The sequence below is a fragment of the Streptomyces ficellus genome (genome assembly GCF_009739905.1).
Classification (GTDB): Bacteria; Actinomycetota; Actinomycetes; order Streptomycetales; family Streptomycetaceae; genus Streptomyces; species Streptomyces ficellus_A.
The window spans coordinates 5,830,915-5,851,424 of sequence record NZ_CP034279.1; the positions used below are offsets into that span (position 1 = coordinate 5,830,915).

Annotated in this window: 19 protein-coding genes; 12 read left to right on the top strand and 7 right to left on the bottom strand. The window is 74.5% G+C overall.

Annotated features, from left to right (window positions below):
* Window positions 1–64: 64 nt before the first annotated feature.
* Window positions 65–1,513, top strand: a complete 1,449-nt coding sequence (gene der, locus EIZ62_RS26105; protein ID WP_156695117.1) for a ribosome biogenesis GTPase Der — start codon at window positions 65–67, stop codon at window positions 1,511–1,513.
* 67 nt (window positions 1,514–1,580) lie between these two features.
* On the opposite strand, the gene EIZ62_RS26110 is transcribed toward der, so the two are convergent.
* Together EIZ62_RS26110 and EIZ62_RS26115 are read right to left on the bottom strand one after the other, a co-directional pair.
* Window positions 1,581–1,877 carry a hypothetical protein gene (locus tag EIZ62_RS26110; protein ID WP_341873982.1) on the bottom strand — a complete coding sequence of 99 codons (297 nt, stop codon included), beginning with the start codon at window positions 1,875–1,877 and terminating at the stop codon, window positions 1,581–1,583.
* Window positions 1,878–2,026: 149 nt separating this feature from the next.
* Window positions 2,027–2,815: a hypothetical protein gene (locus tag EIZ62_RS26115; protein ID WP_156695119.1), complete on the bottom strand. Its 789-nt coding sequence runs from the start codon at window positions 2,813–2,815 to the stop codon at window positions 2,027–2,029.
* A gap of 193 nt (window positions 2,816–3,008) precedes the next feature.
* Here EIZ62_RS26115 and EIZ62_RS26120 point away from each other — a divergent pair, with 193 nt between their 5' ends.
* Window positions 3,009–3,638 (top strand): LysM peptidoglycan-binding domain-containing protein, encoded by a 630-nt coding sequence (locus EIZ62_RS26120; protein ID WP_156695120.1) that lies wholly within the window; start codon window positions 3,009–3,011, stop codon window positions 3,636–3,638.
* Here the strand turns inward: EIZ62_RS26120 and EIZ62_RS26125 are convergent.
* From EIZ62_RS26125 to EIZ62_RS26135, 3 genes are read right to left on the bottom strand one after another with little or no spacing between them, the layout of a single operon-like run.
* A complete protein-coding gene (locus EIZ62_RS26125; protein ID WP_156695121.1) occupies window positions 3,589–4,287 on the bottom strand; it encodes an ATP-binding cassette domain-containing protein in 699 nt (232 codons plus the stop codon). The two genes, EIZ62_RS26120 and EIZ62_RS26125, sit on opposite strands and share 50 nt — an antisense overlap.
* Window positions 4,284–6,908 (bottom strand): ABC transporter permease subunit, encoded by a 2,625-nt coding sequence (locus tag EIZ62_RS26130; RefSeq protein ID WP_156695122.1) that lies wholly within the window; start codon window positions 6,906–6,908, stop codon window positions 4,284–4,286. Before EIZ62_RS26130 ends, EIZ62_RS26125 begins: the two co-directional genes overlap by 4 nt.
* A gap of 7 nt (window positions 6,909–6,915) precedes the next feature.
* Window positions 6,916–7,326, bottom strand: a complete 411-nt coding sequence (locus EIZ62_RS26135) for a hypothetical protein (RefSeq protein WP_156695123.1) — start codon at window positions 7,324–7,326, stop codon at window positions 6,916–6,918.
* Window positions 7,327–7,430: 104 nt separating this feature from the next.
* On the opposite strand from EIZ62_RS26135, the gene EIZ62_RS26140 reads away from it, so the two are divergent.
* The 6 genes from EIZ62_RS26140 to EIZ62_RS26165 all read left to right on the top strand — a co-directional run bounded on the left by EIZ62_RS26140 (window position 7,431) and on the right by EIZ62_RS26165 (window position 12,994).
* Entirely contained in the window at window positions 7,431–7,946 is a 516-nt protein-coding gene (locus EIZ62_RS26140; RefSeq protein WP_156695124.1) for an MTB12 C-terminal domain-containing protein, read from the top strand.
* Window positions 7,921–9,222 (top strand): ABC transporter substrate-binding protein, encoded by a 1,302-nt coding sequence (locus EIZ62_RS26145; protein WP_156695125.1) that lies wholly within the window; start codon window positions 7,921–7,923, stop codon window positions 9,220–9,222. Before EIZ62_RS26140 ends, EIZ62_RS26145 begins: the two co-directional genes overlap by 26 nt.
* Window positions 9,223–9,342: 120 nt before the next feature.
* The gene (locus tag EIZ62_RS26150) at window positions 9,343–10,626 is read left to right on the top strand and encodes a glycosyltransferase family 4 protein (RefSeq protein WP_156695126.1); all 1,284 of its coding nucleotides are present in this window, start codon (window positions 9,343–9,345) and stop codon (window positions 10,624–10,626) included.
* Window positions 10,623–11,417, top strand: coding sequence for a hypothetical protein (locus EIZ62_RS26155; RefSeq protein WP_156695127.1), 795 nt, complete (start codon window positions 10,623–10,625; stop codon window positions 11,415–11,417). Before EIZ62_RS26150 ends, EIZ62_RS26155 begins: the two co-directional genes overlap by 4 nt.
* A 71-nt stretch (window positions 11,418–11,488) precedes the next feature.
* Window positions 11,489–12,493: a helix-turn-helix transcriptional regulator gene (locus EIZ62_RS26160; RefSeq protein ID WP_156695128.1), complete on the top strand. Its 1,005-nt coding sequence runs from the start codon at window positions 11,489–11,491 to the stop codon at window positions 12,491–12,493.
* A 285-nt stretch (window positions 12,494–12,778) separates the two neighbouring features.
* Entirely contained in the window at window positions 12,779–12,994 is a 216-nt protein-coding gene (locus EIZ62_RS26165; protein ID WP_156695129.1) for an I78 family peptidase inhibitor, read from the top strand.
* Between the two features lie 66 nt (window positions 12,995–13,060).
* Here the strand turns inward: EIZ62_RS26165 and EIZ62_RS26170 are convergent, their stop codons facing one another.
* Window positions 13,061–14,044 (bottom strand): phosphatase PAP2 family protein, encoded by a 984-nt coding sequence (locus EIZ62_RS26170; RefSeq protein ID WP_156695130.1) that lies wholly within the window; start codon window positions 14,042–14,044, stop codon window positions 13,061–13,063.
* A gap of 461 nt (window positions 14,045–14,505) precedes the next feature.
* On the opposite strand from EIZ62_RS26170, the gene EIZ62_RS26175 reads away from it, so the two are divergent.
* A complete protein-coding gene (locus EIZ62_RS26175; RefSeq protein WP_156695131.1) occupies window positions 14,506–16,254 on the top strand; it encodes an MFS transporter in 1,749 nt (582 codons plus the stop codon).
* Between the two features lie 141 nt (window positions 16,255–16,395).
* On the top strand, window positions 16,396–17,586 hold the full coding sequence (locus EIZ62_RS26180; protein ID WP_156695132.1) for an acyl-CoA dehydrogenase family protein: 1,191 nt from the start codon (window positions 16,396–16,398) through the stop codon (window positions 17,584–17,586).
* Window positions 17,587–17,599: 13 nt separating this feature from the next.
* Here EIZ62_RS26180 and EIZ62_RS26185 read toward each other — a convergent pair whose 3' ends face one another.
* The gene (locus EIZ62_RS26185) at window positions 17,600–18,034 is read right to left on the bottom strand and encodes a cell division protein SepF (RefSeq protein ID WP_156695133.1); all 435 of its coding nucleotides are present in this window, start codon (window positions 18,032–18,034) and stop codon (window positions 17,600–17,602) included.
* A 288-nt stretch (window positions 18,035–18,322) separates the two neighbouring features.
* Between EIZ62_RS26185 and EIZ62_RS26190 the strand changes: the two genes are divergently transcribed.
* On the top strand, window positions 18,323–19,600 hold the full coding sequence (locus EIZ62_RS26190) for a DUF5685 family protein (RefSeq protein ID WP_156695134.1): 1,278 nt from the start codon (window positions 18,323–18,325) through the stop codon (window positions 19,598–19,600).
* 19 nt (window positions 19,601–19,619) lie between these two features.
* Window positions 19,620–20,408 carry a DUF1684 domain-containing protein gene (locus EIZ62_RS26195; RefSeq protein ID WP_156695135.1) on the top strand — a complete coding sequence of 263 codons (789 nt, stop codon included), beginning with the start codon at window positions 19,620–19,622 and terminating at the stop codon, window positions 20,406–20,408.
* The last annotated feature ends 102 nt before the right edge of the window (window positions 20,409–20,510 follow it).

The window sequence follows — 20,510 nt, forward strand, 5'->3', positions numbered from 1 at the left end:
ACTGAGTCTTGAGTAGCGGATCACTCGACCCGCCGATGACGATGATGAACGAGGAACGGACTTCATGAACGACCAGCACGACCACGGGGCACTCGGCGACACCGAGTACGCGGAGTTCATGGAGCTCGCCGCCGAAGAGGGCTTCGACATCGAGGACGTCGAGGGCGCGATCGAGGAGGCCGGGCACGGCCCGCTGCCGGTCCTCGCCGTCGTCGGCCGGCCGAACGTCGGCAAGTCGACCCTGGTGAACCGCATCATCGGCCGCCGCGAGGCCGTCGTCGAGGACAAGCCCGGCGTCACCCGCGACCGCGTGACGTACGAGGCCGAGTGGGCCGGCCGCCGCTTCAAGGTCGTCGACACCGGCGGCTGGGAGCAGGACGTCCTCGGCATCGACGCCTCCGTCGCCGCCCAGGCCGAGTACGCCATCGAGGCCGCCGACGCGGTCGTCTTCGTCGTGGACGCCACCGTCGGCGCCACCGACACCGACGAGGCCGTCGTCAAGCTGCTGCGCCGGGCCGGCAAGCCCGTCGTCCTCGCCGCGAACAAGGTCGACGGCCCCTCCGGCGAGGCCGACGCGTCCATGCTGTGGTCGCTCGGCCTCGGCGAGCCGTACCCGGTCTCCGCCCTGCACGGCCGCGGCACCGGCGACCTCCTCGACGAGGTCCTGAAGGCCCTCCCGGAGGCCCCCGAGCAGACCTTCGGCACCGCCGTCGGCGGCCCGCGCCGCATCGCGCTCATCGGCCGCCCGAACGTCGGCAAGTCGTCCCTGCTCAACAAGGTCGCCGGCGAGGAGCGCGTCGTCGTCAACGAGATGGCCGGCACCACCCGCGACCCCGTCGACGAGCTCATCGAACTCGGCGGCACCACCTGGAAGTTCGTCGACACCGCCGGCATCCGCAAGAAGGTCCACCTCCAGGAGGGCGCGGACTACTACGCCTCGCTGCGCACCGCCGCCGCCGTGGAGAAGGCGGAGGTGGCGGTCGTCCTGATCGACACCAGCGAGTCCATCTCCGTCCAGGACCAGCGGATCATCACCATGGCCGTCGAGGCGGGCCGCGCGCTCGTCATCGCGTACAACAAGTGGGACGAGCTCGACGAGGAGCGCCGCTACTACCTGGAGCGGGAGATCGAGACGGAGATGCAGCAGGTGGCCTGGGCCCCCCGCGTCAACGTCTCCGCCCGCACCGGCCGCCACATGGACCGGCTCGTCCCGGCGATCGAGACGGCGCTGGCCGGCTGGGAGACCCGCGTCCCGACCGGGCGGCTGAACGCCTTCCTCGGCGAGCTGGTCGCGGCCCACCCGCACCCCATCCGGGGCGGCAAGCAGCCCCGCATCCTGTTCGGTACGCAGGCGGGCACCAAGCCGCCGCGGTTCGTGCTGTTCGCGTCGGGCTTCCTGGAGCACGGCTACCGCCGGTTCGTCGAGCGCCGGCTGCGCGAGGAGTTCGGCTTCGAGGGCACCCCGATCCACATCTCGGTCCGGGTGCGCGAGAAGCGCGGCCGCAAGAAGTGACGCAGCACTGACACACGACGGCGGGGCCGGAGCGAACGAGTCGCTCCGGCCCCGCCGTCGTCGTCGGTCACAGACCCCTGCGGGGCGCCGGTGGCAAAGCCGCCGGCACATGGTGCTGCCCGGTGTGCCGGCGCACACCGACCGGCTGCCACCCCGCCCCCGGGTAGCCGCCGGACTGCGGCTGGTACGTGCCGGAGCCGGCCGACCCGAACGAACCGAAGGTGCCGAACGACCGGAACCCGAGGTCCTCCTCCCCGCTGCGGTCGCCCGGCAGCGTCCTGAACGACCTCAGGTACTCGGAGTACAGCGCGTCGTAGATCGGCGTGGCCGACGGTGCGGACAGTCCGTCCTGCGTGGAACGCATCGCGGGAATCTGCTGGTACGGCTGGCGGGAGGGCTCGTATGCGTGCACGTAGGTGCCAACGACCCCGCCGCCCTTCGGATGCGGGCCCGGGCCGGAAAACGCCGCTCGCCCGGCCGCCGCGGCCGGGTCCTCCCCGGCCCCGGCGGGCATCAGGTGCCGGCCAGCGGCATCGCCGCCGCGACCAGCCGCCCGTTCGCCGCCGCCTTCTCCAGCGCGTCCCGCAGCAGGTCCTCGCGCGGCTGCTGGCCGATGGAGCCGACCGGGGCCGCGAAGACCAGCACCGTGTGCGACTTGTTGGCCGCCGCGCGCCAGCCCTCGGTGACCTGGAGCGGCTGGTGGGCCTGCCACCAGGCGACCGGGCTGCCACCACCCGTCCCCGGCTGGAGGATGGCGTGCAGCTGGCCCATGGCGAGCAGCACCGACCAGCCGGCGAGCGCGCCCGGCTTCCGGTTGACGTCGGCGACCGGCAGGAAGCCCTGCTCGATCAGCAGCGGCAGGAACTCGTCGGTGGCGCCCGAGGTGCCGGGCCGGGCGATCGGCGCGGTCGGCTCGACGACGAGCGCCGGGTGCAGCTCGTTGTCGATCAGGACGAGACCGCTGGTCACCCCCAGCACCGCCTGGTCGCCGACGGCCGTGGGGGTCACCGGCGCGGCCTGCCCCTCCGTACCGGTGATGGACCGGACGGCGCCCTGGAGCTGCTCCTCGGCGACCTTGACCACCTGGGAGGGGATGCACGTGGCGTGGGCGAAGGCGAGGACGGCGGTCTCCTCGCCCACGAACAGGACGGTGCTGGTGCGCTCCTGCTCGGAGTCGCCCGGGGTGCGGCAGGAGGTGCAGTCGTAGCTGCCCGGGGCGTTCTCGCCGGCGAGCAGCCGGTCGGCTTCTTCGTCGCCGATCTCGGCGCGTACGTCCTCGCTGACGTCGAGCATGCGGGGCACGGGTGGCTCCTCGGACTCGTTGCGTGCGATGCCGGGCGGATCCCGGCTCGTCTCATGAAGGGTTCAACGGGTGATCTGCGGCCGGAGTCACGGGTCGGCTCGCGCCTCGGCGCGTCGGCCGTCCGGGTGGGCCTCGCCGCCGCCCCCGCGCGGCGCCGGCCCGGGGCGCCGCCCCACCGCCTAACGTGGCCCGATGCCGAAGATCCGCTTGTGGCCGGCGATCGTGCCGGCCGTGCTGCTGCTCGTGTCGGGGGCTACGTACGCGGGCGCCGCGCCGGCCGTGCCCGGCGGCCACCCGCCGCCGCCCGCGCCCGGCCCGAGGGTCCAGCCCGGGCCCGCCGCGGGCGCGGCGGCCGGCTGCGCCGACGACCAGTGGCCCTGGGGCTGCGTCGCCGAGTGCGAGAGCGGCGGCCGCTGGAACCTCAACACCGGCAACGGCTTCTACGGCGGACTCCAGTTCAAGCAGTCCACCTGGGAGGCCTACGGCGGCCTCGCCCACGCCCGCCGCGCCGACCTGGCGACCCGGCCGCAGCAGATCGCCGTCGCCGAGGAGGTGCTGCGCTGGCACGGCTGGAACGCCTGGCCCGTCTGCTCCAAGAAGCACGGGCTCTCGGGCCGCGCCCACACCGTCCAGCCGCGCGACACCCTCACCTCCGTGGCGCGGCGGTTCAAGGTGCCCGGCGGCTGGAAGGCGCTCTACAAGGCGAACCAGAAGGTCGTCGGGGCCGACCCCGACAAGATCCGGCCGGGCATGATGCTGACCCTCCCCGGCCTCAAGCCCGCCCCGAAGGCGGCGCTCCTCCCGCCGCCGGCCCGGAAGTGAACTCGGCCAGCTCACCGCTGAAGGCCAGGGCGCCGCGCCGCAGTTCGTGAGCGAGGGTCCCGTCCGGCAGACCGGCCGGCGGACGCTGCCCGGCCACCACGACCGCGGCCCCGTCCCGCGCGCACAGCCCTTGCAGCAGCCGGTACGTACGGGCCGCCACGGCGGGCGACATGCCGAGGGCCGGCTCGTCGACGAGCACCACGCGCGCGGGCGTGCGCAGGGCGCGGGACAGGGCGAGCATCCGCTGCTCGCCGCCGGAGAGCGTGCCCGCCCGGCGGCCCAGGAGCGGCTCCAGCTCGGGGTACGCGTCGAGGGCTGCCGTGACGTCCCCGCCCGGGGCGCTCAGCCCGAGGTTCTCCGCCACCGTGAGCGTGGCGTACAGGGCGCGCCGGTCCGGTACGAAGCACAGGCCGCGGCGCGCCCGCAGGTGGGCGGGCAGCCGGGTCACGTCCGCGCCGCGCCACAGCACCCGCCCGGCGCTCAGCGGCACCGTCCCGGCGAGGGCGCGCAGCACGGTGGTGCGCCCCGAGCCGTTGCGGCCCAGGAGCACGGTGACGCGGGCGGCCGGGACGGGCAGGTCGACGCCGTGCAGGGCCTCCAGGGGGCCGTAGCGGACGCGGGCGGCGCGCAGCGCGATCTCGACGCTCACGACACGATCCGCCCCGCCTCCATGACGTGCACGGTGTGCGCGACGTCCGCGACCAGGTCGAGGTCGTGCTCGACGACCAGGACGGCCGTCCCGTCCGCCGCGAGGGCGCCCAGGACGCGGGCGAGCGCGCCGGTCTCGGCCGCGTCCAGCCCGGCGGAGGGCTCGTCGAGCAGCAGGGTGTGCGGCCGGCCGGCCAGGGCGCGGGCCACCTCGACGCGGCGCAGGGCGCCCGTGGACAGCCCGGCGGCGGGCAGGTGGCGGACGCCGGTCAGCCCGAGAAGGCGCAGTGCCCGCTCCACGGCGTACGGATCGTCGCGCACGCGGCCCTGCTCGCCGCCGACCCGGACGTTCTCCTCGACGGTCAGGGACGGGAACACGGCCAGCTCCTGGAACGTCCGGCCGACACCGAGCCGGGTCCGCACGTGCGCGGGGCGCGCCGTGATGTCGGTGCCGTCCAGCGTGACGCGGCCGGAGGTGGGCCGCGCGGTGCCGGCCAGGCAGTGGAACAGGCTGCTCTTGCCCGCCCCGTTGGGCCCCACGAGGGCGGTGACCCGCCCCGGTTCGACGACCAGGTCGACGCCGTCCAGCACGCTGGACCCGGCGTACCGGAGGACGAGGCCGTGCGCCTCCAGCCGGGGAGCGGGAGCGGGACGGGCGACCGGCGGGCGGTGGCCGCGGGCCCTCCCGCCGGGCCGGCCGGGGGCCTCGGAGTCCCGGCCGCCGTTCGTCTCCGCCCTCCGGGGCCGTGGGGCCGGCCCGGTGGGCTCTGGGGCGGTCGTGCCGCGACCCGGCCCCGTGGCCGGCGCGGGCGCCATCGACGCGGATCCGATTGCGTGGGACCGGCGGGGCGCGGCGGGGAGCAGGGTCGTGAGCGGCGGCACGCGGGCCGTGAAGGCGGCCAGCAGGCCGATCACCGCGGCCGCCGCGCCGCCCCGGGCGCCCGCGTCGAGGCCCACCAGCAGCGCCGCCGCGGCCAGCGGGGACAGGAGGCTGTCGGCGCCCAGCACCAGGATCGCGGCGAACCACAGCAGGCCGCGCACCGGGTCGAACGCCTCGGGGTCGAAGGCCTGGACGCCCATGCCGAGCAGACCGCCCCCGAGCGCCGCCAGGGCAGCGCCCGCCACGAAGGCGAGGACCTTCAGGGCCGGGACGGCCACGCCGGACGCCTCCGCCCCCGCCTCGTGGTCGCGCAGCGCGGCCAGCGCCCTGCCCGTCCGGCCCCGGCGCAGGGCGGCCACCAGCAGGAGGGCCACCGCGAGGACGGCGAGCTCCAGGGCGTAGTACGCGTGGTCGGAGTTCAGGCCCGCCGGGCGCGACAGGGACAGGCCGGCCGTCGCGTACGGCTGGGCGAAGACGAACCGGCTCACCGCCACGCCCACCGCCAGCGTCGCCAGCGCGAGCGCCAGGCCGTGGCGGCGGATCGCCGGCCAGCCGGTGAGCAGGCCGAGCGGGGCGACCAGGACGACGGCCACCAGCAGCGCGGTGAGCTCCGGCAGGCGGGGCAGGCCCGGGAAGCGGCCCGCCGCCAGCAGCGCCGTGAACAGGGCGCCGAGGCCCGCGTACGCCGCCTGGCCCAGCGAGATCTGGCCGCCCCTGCCGGTGACCACCACCAGGGACAGCAGGACGACGGCCAGCGCCGGGACCTGCACCGCGGTGCGGAGGTCGTCACCGGCGAAGCCGAGCGGCAGCAGGTACAGCACCCCGGCCGCCACCCACAGGCCCGCCGGGACGCGCGTCCCCGACGCCGGGGTGCCCGCCACCGGGCCCCGCGCCCCCACTCCCGGGAGGACGAGGGCGGCGACCAGCAGGGCGACGACGAACAGGTTGGTGACGACCGCCTGGACCAGCGGGCCCGCCCAGCCCTCCGGGTGGAGGCGGGTCAGCTGCGCCTGGGCCACCCCGATGACCAGCGCCGTCCCCACCGCCACCGGAAGGCTCCGCATCCGGGCGGCCACCGCCACCGCGATCACCTCGACGACCAGCAGCGGCAGCCCGTACGGGTCGAGCCGGACGTACGGCGCCAGCAGCACGCCCGTCACCCCGGCCGTGAACGACCCGAACGCCCACCCCGCCGCCGACACCCGGTCCGCGTCGATGCCGCCCAGCACGGCCAGCTCCCGGTTGTCCACCACCGCCCGCAGCTCCCGCCCCAGCGGCGTCCACCGGGTCGCCGCGCCCACCGCGCCGGCCAGCAGCAGCACCACGGCCAGCTGCACCCACGGGTCGTCGCCCAGCAGCACCGGCGCGTCCGCCCGCGCGCCGTCGCCCCACACCAGGGCCGCGCCGCCGACGAGCAGCACGAACACGCCGATCGACGCCACCAGCGTCCGCGCCGGGTCCAGCTCCAGCACCGCGGCCGGCCGGAACACGGCCCGGTCCAGCACCAGCCCGATGCCGGGCGCCACCAGCAGCAGCGTCACGCAGGCGGCGAGCGGGAGCGGCCAGCCCCACTCCACCACCAGGTTCCGCAGCACGTAGGCGCAGACCATGGCGATGGCGCCCTGCGCGAGGTTCAGCACGCCCGTCGCCCGGTACGTCACGATCAGCCCGATGCCGGTGAGGGCGGCGGCGCTGCCCACCGCGAGCCCGGCCAGGACCAGTTCGTAACTCAGCGACGACACCGCGGCGTCAGCTCTCCGGCTCGCACACCGGGCAGGGGGCGAGCGCCGCGTCACCGGCCGGCTCCGCGTCCGCCCTGCCGTCCACCAGCGGGCAGTCCGGGCGGTGCGCCAGGGTCCCGCCCGGCACGCGCAGCGGGGGAGCGGTGGACGAGGGGCGGTCGGCGCCGGCGGCGGACTCGGGCGGCCGGTCCGCGAAGGGGCGCCGCCGCGGCACCCCGGCGACCAGTACCGCGCCGGCCACCAGGACCGCCCCGGCGACCATCAGCGCCGCACCCGGGACCGTGCAGGACGCCAGGTAGGGGACCTGACGCTCGGCGAACCGCTCGCCGGACACCCCGTACCAGCCCAGCGTGCACAGCACCGCGCCGACGGCGGCGGCGACGATCCCGCCCCACCACAGCATCCGCGACGTCGGCATACCGCATCCTCCGGCTGGCGATGTATGGCGATTCCTTGCACTATGCCCAAGAAGGCCCAAGAAGGCACCGACCCCGGAACCCGGCGGTGAGCCAGATGGTCCACATGAGTTCCCGCAAGCACCCCCGCGGTGCGGCACTGGCGGCGGCCGCCGTCCTGGTACTGGTACCGGTCGCGGCCGGCTGCGGCAACGGAGACGGCGGCGAGCCGCAGACCTCGCCGTCCCCCGCCGCGACGGCGACCCAGGGGCAGAACCAGCCGTCCGACCCGGCGGCCGCCAGGGCGGAGGTCGAGAAGAACTGGACGGCCTTCTTCGCCCCGGCGACGCCCGCCGAGGAGAAGGTCCGGCTCCTGGAGAACGGCGAGCGGATGCAGCCGGTGCTCCAGGCGCTGTCCGGCTCCCCGCAGGCCGCGCAGACCTCGGTGAAGGTCGAGAACGTCACCTTCACCTCACCCACCCAGGGCGAGGTCACCTACGACCTGCTCGTCGCCGGCAGCCCCGCCCTCCCGGACTCCAAGGGCACCACCGTGCTCCAGGACGACACCTGGAAGGTGTCCGTGAAGACGCTGTGCGCGCTGGTCAAGCTGTCCCCCGATGCGTCGCCCGTGCCGGGCTGCTGAAGCCCCCCTGCTCGCGGCGCTCCTCGCGGGTCTCCTCGCGCTGAGCGCCGCCTGCGGCAGCCGCCTCCCCGAGAGCGACTTCGGTACCCGGCCCTCCGGCCGGGCCACCGGAGCCGGGGAGCCGGTCCGCGTCGGCATCATCACCGGAGCCACCAGCCCCGTCGGCGGCGGCGCCCTGACCGGGCCGCGCGACGGGGCCATGGCGTACTTCACCGCCCTCAACGCCCGCGGCGGCATCGACGGCCGCCGCGTCGAGGTCCTCACCTGCGACGACGGCGGCAGCGGCATCGGCAACAACGCGTGCGTGCAGGAACTGGTCGACGAGAAGGACGTGTTCGCCCTGGTCGCCACCACGGCCCTGGACTACGCGGGCGCCGCGCGCGTCTCCCGGGCGGGCGTCCCCGACATCGGCGGCCAGCCGCTCGGCCCGGCGTACGACACCTACCCGCACCTGTACGGCATCTACGGCAGCTCCGCGCCGCGCACCGGCGGCAAGCCCGGCTGGAACGGCGTCCTCACCGGTGGCACCGAGGTCTACCGCTGGTTCAAGCGGGAGCTCGGCGCCCGCACGGCGGCCGTCGTCGCCTACAACCAGGCCGCGTCCGCCGCGTACGCCCGGCTGATCACCGACGGCCTGGAGGCGGAGGGCTACCGGGTCGTGACCGAACAGGTCGACTTCGCCCTCCCCAACTACCGTGCCGTCGCCGCCGACCTCCGGGAGCAGCAGGTCGACGTCGTCTTCGACGCCCTGGACACCCACGGCAACGCCCGGCTGTGCGAGGCGATGGACGCCGTCGGGGTGAACGTCACCGCCAAGGTCACCAACGTGCAGAACTGGAACCAGGCGGTCCCGCGCGACTACCAGGACGCCCCACGCTGCCGCAACGCCCTGTGGGTGACCGGAGCCAGCCGCAACCACGACGACACCGGCCACCCCGCCGTCCAGGAGTTCCGGCGGGCCATGAACGGCAGGCCGCTCTCCCAGTGGGCGCTGGAGGGCTGGGCGGCCGCCAAGTGGTTCACGGACGCCGCCGAGTCGTGCGGGAGGACCGGCCCCACGCGCGCGTGCGTCGAACGGTTCCTCAACCGCACCGAGCCCTACACCGCCGGAGGGCTCCTCGTGCCCGTCCGCTTCGAGCGCCTGCCCGAGCCGCCACGGACCCGTCACACCTGCCTGTCGGTGGCCCGCTGGCAGGACGGGCGCGGCTGGGTCACCCAGGGCGGCGACATGGACCGCAACTGCGCCACCGTCCCCCAGCTCCGCTACCGCCCCTGACCCAGTGCCCGCGACCGTCACATGGTCACGAGCCAAGTAGAGTCGCTGTCGGACGACCATCGACAGACGACCAATCACAGGCCATCGGCCCAGTCCGGACCAGGAGGACGCGGCGACGCGATGCGTATTTCTTTCCTGCTGCACAACGCGTACGGCATCGGCGGCACGATCCGTACGACGTTCAACCTCGCCCGGACGCTGGCCGAACGGCACGACGTCGAGATCGTGTCCGTCTTCCGCCACCGCGAGGAACCCACCCTCGGCGCCCCCGCCGGCGTGACCATGCGGCACCTGGTCGACCTGCGCAGGAACAGCCCCACCTACGACGGCACGCACCCGGACTACACGAAGCCCGCGAAGGTGTTCCCGCGCGGCGACGGACGCTGGAAGCAGTACAGCCGGCTCACCGACGACCGCATCGCCGAGCACCTGAGGACCCTGCGGGCCGACGTCGTCGTCGGCACCCGCCCCGGCCTCAACGTGCACATCGCCCGCCAGGCCCGCCGCGGCCCCGTGCGCGTCGGGCAGGAGCACCTGACGCTGGACAGCCACGGCTACCGGCTGCGCCGCGAGATCGGCCACCGCTACGCCCTGCTCGACGCGGTCACCACCGTCACCGAGGCCGACGCCCGCTCGTACCGCGCCAAGCTCAAACTGCCCGGCGTGCGCATCGACTCGGTGCCCAACAGCGTCCCCGCCCCGAGCGTGGCACCGTCCGACTCCACCGCCAAGTGGGTCGTCGCGGCCGGCCGGCTCACCCGGGTCAAGCGCTACGACATGCTCGTCGAGGCCTTCGCGAAGGTGGTCGCCGCCCGCCCCGACTGGCGCCTGCGGATCTACGGCTCCGGCGACGCCACCGGCAACGAGCGGAACGCGCTGCGCTCCCTCATCGAGGCGCGCGGCCTGCACAACCACGTCTTCCTCATGGGCACGGCCAACCCGCTGGAGCCCGAGTGGGTCAAGGGGTCCGTCGCCGCCGTCACCTCCCGCCTCGAATCCTTCGGCATGACCATCGTCGAGGCGATGCGCTGCGGGCTGCCCGTGGTCTCCACCGACTGCCCGCACGGACCGGGCGAGATCATCGAGGACGGCGTCGACGGCCGGCTGGTGCCGGTCGGCGACGTCGACGCCTTCGCCGACGCGCTGCTCGCCCTCATCGAGGACGACGACCTCAGGCGCCGCACCGGGCAGGCCGCGCTCGCCGCGTCGCAGCGCTTCGACCCGGTCAGGATCGCCGAACGGCACGAGGCGCTGTTCACCGAACTCGTCGCCCAGGGGGCCAACGGCCGCTCGCGCGGCCGGGTCCGCGACACGCTGCACCGCACCCGCGGAGCGGTCCTGGACGCCGCCTACTCCCTGCGCTACAAGGCCGCCGATGTGCTCCGGAAGGGAAAATCCGCATGAGCGACGCCGCCCCCACCCCGGCCCCCGCGCCCGCGGCGCCGCCGCGCGTGGACTGCGTGGCGGACTCCGCCGGCGGGATCACCTTCGACATCGTGGTCCTCGACACGGCCGAGCCGGTCCTGGTGCTGCGCCGCCGCGGCGGTTCCGGCGGCACGGCGGACGAGACCCGGCTGCCCCTCACCCCGGCCGGCGAGGGCCACATGAGGGCGGTGCTGCCGAACACCATGGAGCTGGCCGAGGGCCGCTGGGACGTGTTCCTCGACGAGCGGGCGGTCGAGCCGGGCGTCCGGGACCTGCGGGCGCTCGTCGACCGGGTCCCCGACGAGGAGGGCGGGGTCGCCGTCCGCGTCCCCTACCCCACGGCGGACGGCCGGCTCGCCGTGCGCAGCTGGGTGCGCCTGCCGCACGCGGAGGCCGGCGACATCGTCCTCGGCGAGGGCGTCTGCACCGTCGAGGGGACGCTGTACGGGGCGGAGACCGCGGCCGGGGCGGTGGCCGAGGTGCGGCGGGGCGGGACCGTCCACCGCGTGCCGGCCGGCGGCGAGAAGGGCGGCTTCGCCTTCACCGTCGCGTACGACGCGCTCGCCGAGCCGCCGGTCGCGGCCGAACAGCTCTGGGAGCTGTGGCTGCGGCCCGACGCGAGCTCGGAGCCGGTGCGGGTCTCCCGCGTCCTGGACGACGTCTGGGACCGCAAGAACGTGTTCGTCTACCCCGCGCACCAGGGCGAGGGCTACCGGGCGGCGCCCTGCTACACCACGGACAACGACCTCTGCGTGCGGATCACTCCGTAGGCACGGCACGGCACGGCACGGCAGCGGATCGCGGACCGTACCTGTCCGCGACTGCTGGCAGACTCGCGGCCATGTTGGAGACCTCGGCACGTCTGCTGCGCCTGCTGTCCCTGCTCCAGGCGCACCGCGAGTGGTCCGGCGCCGACCTCGCGGACCGGCTGGGCGTCACACCGCGCACGGTGCGGCGTGACGTCGACCGGCTGCGCGAACTCGGCTACCCCGTCAACGCCAGCCCCGGCACGGGCGGCGGCTACCAGCTCGGCGCCGGTGCCGCGCTGCCCCCGCTGCTCCTGGACGACGACGAGGCCGTCGCGGTCGCCGTCGGGCTGCGCACCGCCGCGGGCAGCGGCATCGACGGCGTGGGCGAGACGTCGGTGGGCGCGCTGGCCAAGCTGGAGCAGGTGCTGCCCGACCGGCTGCGGCGCCGCGTCAGCGCGCTGACCACCTTCACCGTGCCCATGCTGCGCCCGGCCGAGTCGCGCGTCGACCCGTCGGTGCTCACCGAGCTGGCGACGGCCTGCCGGGACAGCGAGCGGCTGCGCTTCGCGTACCGCGACCACAACGGCTCGGCCAGCCGCCGCACGGTCGAGCCGCACCGCCTGGTGTGCACCGAGCGGCGCTGGTACCTGGTCGCCTGGGACGTGGACCGGGCCGGCTGGCGGACCTTCCGGGCGGACCGGATCGAACCCAGGCCGCCGCACGGGCCCCGCTTCCCGCCCCGCACGCCGCCCGCCGAGGACCTGGCGGCCTACGTGTCGGAGGGCGTCGCCAGCCGGGTGTACACGGCGCGGGCCGTCGTCCGGCTGCACCTGCCGGTCGCCGAGGCCGCACGGGTGGTCGGCCCCATGGACGGCGTCCTGGAGGCGGAGAGCGAGTCGACGTGCCTGCTGCGCACCGGCGCCACGAGCATGGACGTCCTGGTGATCCACGTCGGGCTCATGGGGGTGGAGTTCGACGTGGTCGAGCCGCGGGAGCTGGACGACCACATCCGGGTGGTCCGGGACCGCTTCTCCCGGGCGCTGGACCGTTCGGGCGGGATCGCCGCGGACCGGGGGAATTCCCCGGGTGACGGATGAATGGGCCGCCTTCCGCCGATTGTCGTGACGATATGCCGAAGCGTTTTTCCGCACGCTCGGGAATTCGCTCGTACGGCGGTGCGAGGTGACACCGCGGAGCCTGCGGAATTCCGCCGGTAACGCTTCCCCGAACCGCCCGGGAAGGCCTCCCGGGCCAAGGTGGCCTTACTGAACACATGTCGTGATCCTGTGACACAAGCGTGACCACGGAGGTACGTGGGGATGGTGGGGTGATCCGCCCCGCCCGGCTTCCGTCACCCTGAGCTGCCCCCTACGGTGAAGGGCATGGCACCGATTCCGAACGCTCCCGAACAGCCCGACGACAGCACCGAGTCCTACGTCGGCCTCGACGCGCACGACGCGGAGCGCCGCGCCCGCGCCCATGGCTGGACCACCGTGCGGTCGCTGCCGCCCGGCACGATCATCACCCTGGAGTTCGTGGCGGGCCGGATCAACTTCGAGGTCGACGGCGACACCGTCAGGCGGTGCTGGACCGGCTGACCCGGCGGACGTACGGATGAGGCCCCGGCTGTCACAGCCGGGGCCTCATCGGTGTCGCGGGGCGTCTCAGCCGCCCGTCACCGGGCGGGAGCGCGGCGGCCGGCGGCTGCCCGCCGGGGTGACCGGCATCCGCTCCGAACGCACCACCGTGTGCGGCCGGGCCTGGGTGAGCGTGCTCCTGGCCGACGGGGGACGGCCGGGGGAGCCCGCGGCGGGCACCGGCTCGCGCACCGGCTCGCCGTCCGCGGCGACCGGCCGCTGCCGGTATATGGCCGGCCGGGGCCCGCCCGCAGCGACGGGCAGCGACGGCGCACGGCGGCGGCGCGCCCGCAGCTGCTCGCGGACCGAGAAGATCAGTGCCTCGGTACGGACGATCAGCGGCTCGCACCAGGGCAGTCCGAGCAGGATCAGCAGACCGGCGGCCCAGCCGAGCAGCACGTCGCTCAGCCAGTGCGTCCCGAGGTACACGGTGGTCAGGCCGACGCCGAGGGCGACCACGGCCGACAGGGCCGACAGATAGCGCCTGGCCCGGGGGGTGGTGGCGAGATACGCCAGGATGCCCCAGGTCACCACCGCGTTGGCGGTGTGCCCGGAAGGAAATATATCGCCGCCCGCGAACATCTCGGCCGAGCCGATCTGTGTCGCGTAGTGGGGGCCGAGCCGGCCCAGACCCAGTTTGACCGCGCCCACCGTGACGTTCAGCAGCAGCAGCGCGGCGCCCAGCACCAGCAGCGGGCGGAGCGTGTGCTGCCGCCAGGAGCGCCAGCCGAGCCACGCCGCCACCATCACGGCCGTCGGCCCACGCTGACCCAGCACCACGAAGTAGTCCAGCGTCGCGTGCAGCTCCGGCCACTGCTGGTACGGCCGGAAGAGCATGACCTTCCAGTCCAGGGTCACCAGCCACGACGAGACGAGCACGGCCACCACGATGGCGAGATAGAACGCCGAGGTCCCGCCGAAGAGGGCGAGACGGGTGCGGCTCATCCGCGGGATCTCAATCTTCGGCGGTTCCGGCTCCCGGTCCAGACGGGCAAAGATGTCGGTACGCACCCAATCGACGTTACAGGGAGTGAGTGTCGGCCCACGCCGATCCGCTCTCTTCGTGATGACCATGTGATGTGGAGTGTGTCTCAGTCGGCTGTTTATCCCGTGCTTATCCATAAACCTCGGGGGCCGCGGGCCCTATTGCCGAGCGGCCGCCGGGGGCAGCGGGTTTGTCCGCCGCCGGAAAAGGCCGCGGCCGGCCCGTGGCCGGAATTGCCCTCCTCCCCGCCGCCCGTGGCCCGCCCTCTGGTACGTGGCCCGGCCCCGTCCGTGACGGGCCCGCCGGAGTGGTGTACGCCACAGTCCCGCTCCTGCCCCGTGAGAGGTGGACCACGCGCCACCCGCCCGGACTCGCGTACGCTGGCGATTCACTCGCCCGTCGATGCCGGGCCCCCGGAAGTCGTCCCCCTCCGGCCGGTGCCCACCGAGCGCGAGGGAGCCATCTGTGGTCTGTGGGAGGTACGTACATGTCCGTGACGACCACGGCCGGAGCGCGGCTGCGTGCCACCGGCGGCGGTGCCAACCGCTGGGTCGTCCTCCTCGTCCTCTGCGTCAGCCTGCTGCTGGTCGCGCTCGACGCCACGGTCCTCCACGTCGCGGTCCCCGCCGTCACCGAGGACCTGCGCCCCAGCTCCACGGCCCTGCTGTGGATCGTCGACGCCTACCCTCTGGTCTGCGCCTCGTTGCTGATCCTCTTCGGCACGCTCGGCGACCGGGTCGGGCGGCGGCGGGTGCTGCTGGCCGGGTACGCGCTGTTCGGTGTCGCCTCCGCGGTCGCGGCCTTCGCCGACAGCCCGGCGGTCCTGATCGCCGCCCGCGCGCTGCTCGGCGTCGGCGGCGCGATGATCATGCCCGCCACCCTCTCGATCCTCCGCGCGGTCTTCCCCGACCGCCGCGAGCGGGCCACGGCCATCGGCATCTGGACCGCCGTCGCCGCCGTCGGCGCCGCGACGGGCCCGGTCCTCGGCGGCTTCCTGGTGGAGCACTTCTGGTGGGGCTCGGTCTTCCTCATAAACATCCCGCTGATGGCGCTGATCCTGCCGCTCGGCCGCTGGCTGCTCCCGGAGTCGAAGGGCGGCGGGGACGGCCCCTGGGACGTCCTCGGCGCGCTCCTCGCGGCGGCCGGCATCCTCGGAGTGGTCCTCGGTGTCAAGCGGGCCGGTGCCGGCGGGTCCGTCCTGAGCCTGGAGACGGCGGCGCCGCTGCTGCTCGGCGCCGCGCTGCTCATCCTCTTCGTACGGCGGCAGAAGCGCCGCGCCCACCCGCTGATCGACATGCGGATGTTCGCCCGCGCCGCCTTCACCACCTCCGTGGGCTGCATCGTCCTCGCCATGCTCGCGCTGGTGGGCCTGGAGCTGATCGCCGTCCAGTACCTCCAGCTCGTCCTGGAGCTGACGCCGCTGGAGACCGGGCTGCGGCTGCTGCCGCTCACCTTCGCCGCCATGGCGGCCGGCGCGACCGGCTCGTACACGCTGCGCCGGATCGGCCCGCGGCGGATGGTCGGGTGGGGCTTCGTCCTCACCGCCGCGGCCGTCCTGCTGCTGGTCTCGATGGGCCACCACGACCGGCCGCTGCTGCTCACCGCCGGGTTCGTCCTGCTCGGCTTCGGCCTCCAGACCACCCTGTTCGGCGCCTACGAGTCGATGCTGAGCGAGGCCCCGGCGCACAGCGCGGGCGGGGCCGCCGCGATCGGCGAGACCTCCTACCAGCTGGGCGCCGGCATGGGCATCGCGCTGCTCGGCAGCGTCATGAACGCGGCGTACGCGCCCGGCCTCGCCCATGTGCCGGGTGTTCCCGCGCACGCCGGGGCGGCCGCCGCCAACTCGCTGGGCGAGGCCTACCAGGTCGCGGCCCGGCTGGGCGGCCCGGCGGGCGACGCGCTGCGCACGGCCGCGCGGCACGCGTTCGTGCACGGGCTGCACGTCACGCTGGTCGTCAGCGCGGGGCTGCTGCTGCTCGGCGCGCTGATGGCGGTGCGGCTCCCGCGCGTGATGGAGTGCCCGGCGGACCTCGACGCACGGCTGGGCGCCGACGACGCCTGGCCCGACGCGCAGGACACGCGGGACGCGCAGGACACGCGGGACGCGCAGGACACGCGGGACGCGCAGGACACGCGGGACGCTCACGACGCCGGGAACGGTGCCGCCGTCACGGCCCATGTGCCCGCGTCGCGCGAGCCGGTGGAGCCGGCCAGGTCGGGACGTACGCGGGCCTGAGCGCGAACGGCCCGCGCGGTGGGGCACACTGCCGGTGCGGCGCCCGCCGCCGGGTCTGGACGTGCGGCGGAACCGCGTCGTAACGTCGGCTCCGCAGCGTAACTAACACCGCTAGTTTTAGTGGCCGTCCGGAGGTCCCGCATGTCCGCACCCGCGAAGCTCCCGCCGTTCGACGCCGGTGACCCCCTCGGCGTCGACGACCTCCTCGGCCCCGAGGACCTCGCCGTCCGCGACACCGTCCGCACCTGGGCGGCCGACCGGGTCCTGCCGTACATCGCCGACTGGTACGAGAAGGGCGAGCTGCCCGGCATCCGCGACCTCGCGCGCGAGCTGGGCGCCCTCGGCGCGCTCGGCATGTCGCTGGACGGGTACGGCTGTGCCGGCGCGTCGGCCGTCCAGTACGGGCTGGCCTGCCTGGAGCTGGAGGCCGCCGACTCCGGCATCCGCTCCCTGGTCTCCGTCCAGGGCTCCCTGGCCATGTACGCGATCCACCGGTTCGGGTCCGAGGAGCAGAAGCAGCGCTGGCTGCCGTCCATGGCCGCGGGCGAGACCATCGGCTGCTTCGGCCTGACCGAGCCGGACGTCGGCTCCGACCCGGCCGCCATGCGGACGCACGCCAAGAAGGACGGCACCGACTGGATCCTCAACGGCCGCAAGATGTGGATCACCAACGGCTCGGTCGCCGGGGTCGCCGTCGTATGGGCCCAGACCGACGGCGGGATCCGCGGCTTCGCCGTCCCGACGGACACCCCCGGCTTCTCGGCGCCCGAGATCACGCACAAGTGGTCGCTGCGCGCCAGCGTCACCAGCGAGCTCGTCATGGACGACGTACGCCTGCCGGCCGACGCCGTGCTGCCGGACGTCACCGGCCTCAAGGGACCGCTCAGCTGCCTGAGCCACGCGCGCTACGGCATCGTCTGGGGCGCCATGGGCGCCGCCCGCTCGTCGTTCGAGGCGGCGCTGGAGTACGCGCGGACGCGCGAGCAGTTCGGCAGGCCCATCGGCGGCTTCCAGCTCACCCAGGCCAAGCTCGCCGACATGGCGCTGGAACTGCACAAGGGCATCCTGCTCGCCCACCACCTCGGGCGGCGGCTCGACGCCGGGAGGCTCCGCCCCGAGCAGGTCAGCTTCGGCAAGCTGAACAACGTCCGGGAGGCGATCGAGATCTGCCGCACCTCGCGGACGATCCTCGGCGCCAACGGGATCTCGCTGGAGTACCCCGTGATGCGGCACGCCACCAACCTGGAATCGGTGCTCACCTACGAGGGCACCGTGGAGATGCACCAGCTCGTCCTGGGCAAGGCGCTCACCGGCCTCGACGCGTTCCGGTGAGCGGCCTCGCCCGCTAGCTCTGGTTGAAGAAGCCGTCCTGGGTGTGGGTCCCGGGCTCGCCGTTGACGATCTGCGTGTCCGCGGGCGTCAACAGGAAGACCCGGGTCGCCACCCGCTCGATAGAACCGCGCAGGCCGAAGGTCAGCCCGGCCGCGAAGTCGACCACGCGCTTGGCGTCGGCGCTCTCCATGGACGTGAGGTTCATGATGACCGGGACGCCGTCCCGGAACAGCTCACCGATGGCGCGGGCGTCCCGGAACCCGTCGGGGGACACCGTGGCGATCCGGCGGCCCTCCTCCTGGGCGGCTTCGGAGACGACACGCACCCGCGGGTCGGTCACCCAGGCGTCGCCGGGGCGGTCACCGTCGGCGTACTCGTCGTCGTAGTAGCGCTCGTCGTTGTCCTCGACGAGGCCGAGCCATGCACTCGCCTTGCGCACCGATCCCATGGACGCCTCCTTTCACGCGGTCACTTGTGGTTCCGCTATCCCTATCGTCGTCCATCATGCGGATCGCGCGCCAAGTGGACAGTCGCCGCGCGAGCGATTCGTGACGGTACTGGTGCAGAAGATGTGGCGATTCGTCAAGGTTCCCCGGGCGCACGGGCCCTGAGAAGGGGTCGGTACAACTCAAATATGACATTCGGGCCGTACGGGTGAGCGTGCGGACGTACGGGTGAACGAAAGCACTCGGTACGATGCCCGCCGCGCACTTCGCACCACTCACGGGGGAGCACCATGTTCGGAATCGTCAGGCCCTGCACGCACCGGCTCAGCGACGGACTCAAGACCGAGTGGATGGCCCATCTGTGCGGGCTCTGCCTGGCACTTCGGGCCGACCACGGGCAGTTCGCCCGGGTCGCCACCAACTACGACGGCCTCATCATCTCGGTTCTGACGGAGGCTCAGGCCGAGCGCGCCACCGGAGCGCGGCGCACCGCCGGGCCCTGTCCGCTGCGCGCCATGCGGACCGCGCCCGTCGCCCGGGGCGAGGGCGCACGGCTCGCCGCCGCCGTCTCGCTGGTCCTGGCCTCGGCGAAGGTGCGCGACCATGTCGCCGACCGGGACGGGCTGCTGGCGCGCCGCCCGATGGCCGCCGCGGCGCGCCGGGTGGCCCACGGCTGGGACCGGGCGGGAGCCAGGGCCGGCCGTGAGCTCGGCTTCGACACGGCGGTCCTGGTCGACGCGGTGGACCGGCAGACCGGCATCGAGGCGCTCGCCGGTCCCGGCACGCCCCTGCTGGCCGTCACCGAGCCGACCGAGACGGCGACCGCCGCGGCCTTCGCCCACACCGCGGTCCTCGCCGGCAAGCCGCAGAACGTGGCGCCCCTCGCCGAGGCGGGACGGCTCTTCGGGCGGCTGGCCCACCTGCTGGACGCCGTGGAGGACCGGGAGGCCGACGCCGCGGCCGGCGCCTGGAACCCGCTCACCGCCACCGGGACGTCCCTCGCCGAGGCGCGCCGGCTCGCCGACGACGCCCTGCACGGGGTGCGGCTCGCCCTGCGCGACGCGGAGTTCGTGGACGACAAGCTGCTGCACGTGCTGCTCGCGCACGAGCTGCGCCAGTCGGTGGACCGCGCCTTCGGTACAGCGGCCTGCTCGCACCAGGGGTACGGCGCGACGCCGCCCCACCAGGGCGGCGCCCCGGGCCCGTACGGCGCCCCGGGCCCCTACGGCTCGCAGAACCCGTACGGCGGCCAGAACCCCTACGGTGGCCAGCCGGGCGGTCACGGCGGCGGCTACGGTGGCGGTCACGGTGGCGGCCATGGCGGTGGTCACGGCGGTGGCGGCATGCCGCCCGGCTTCGGAGGGCCCGGCGGCGAGCCGTCCCGCCCCAAGCCCCGTGGCCTCCTCGCCGGCTGCGCGGCCTTCACCTGGCTCTTCTGCACCTGCCAGATCTGCTGCGCCAAGGAGTACGAGGGCCCCTGGTCCCGCAAGAAGCGCGAGGGCTGCTGCCGCGACTGCGACTGCAACCCGAGCGGCTGCGACTGCTGCTGCCCCTGTGACGGCTGCTGACGGACCGTAAGGTGACCGCATGAGCAGTGACCCCCACGCGGACTGGCGGCGCTGGCACGAGCGGCGCACCGCCTCCGTATCGGCCCCGTACGGCCCGCTGTCCCTGTCCGGTACGCACTGGCTGGCCGACCACCCGGAAGGTCGAATTCCGGCCGTCCCGGGCAGGTGGCGCGAAGACGGCGACCACGTGCTCCTCAGCGCCACCGCCGCCGACGGCGTCACCGTCGACGGCGAGCCCCTGACCGGCGACGTCCGGCTGACCGCCGACCACGCCCCGATCCCGCGCTCGCGCGTCGCGGCGGGTGACCGGCGGCTGGTCGTGCTGCGCCGCGAAGGGCTCTGGGCGGTACGCGACTTCGACCCCGGCGCCCCGGCGCGCCGCGCCTTCCGGGGCATCGAGGCCACCCCGTACGAGGAGCGCTGGGTGGTGCCGGGGACGTACCGGCCGTACGCGGCGGAGCGCAGCGTCCGCGTCGAGAACGCCGACGGGCGCGAGCGGGGGCTCGGCCTGACGGGCGAGCTGGCGTTCGCGCTCGGGGGCGAGGAGCACACCCTCCAGGTGGTGGCCGAGGACGACGGCACGCTGTGGGCCGTCTTCGCCGACGCGACCAGCGGGAAGGACACGTACCGCTTCCGCTTCCTGCGGCCCGCCGCGCCCGGGCCCGACGGCGGTGTGACGGTCGACCTCAACCGGGCGCTGCTCCCGCCGTGCGCGTTCGCCGAGCACTTCATCTGCCCCTTCCCGCCGCCCGGCAACACCCTCCCGGTGCCGGTCCCGGCGGGGGAGCGGAACGTGCTGAGCGGCTGACACGTCCCAGGGTCGTGAACCCGGCGCACGGACAGGGCCGCCGGGCACTTCCTCCTGCCCGCGCCCGGCTCGGCCGAAAGGCACCCTTGCGGTGGTGGTTGA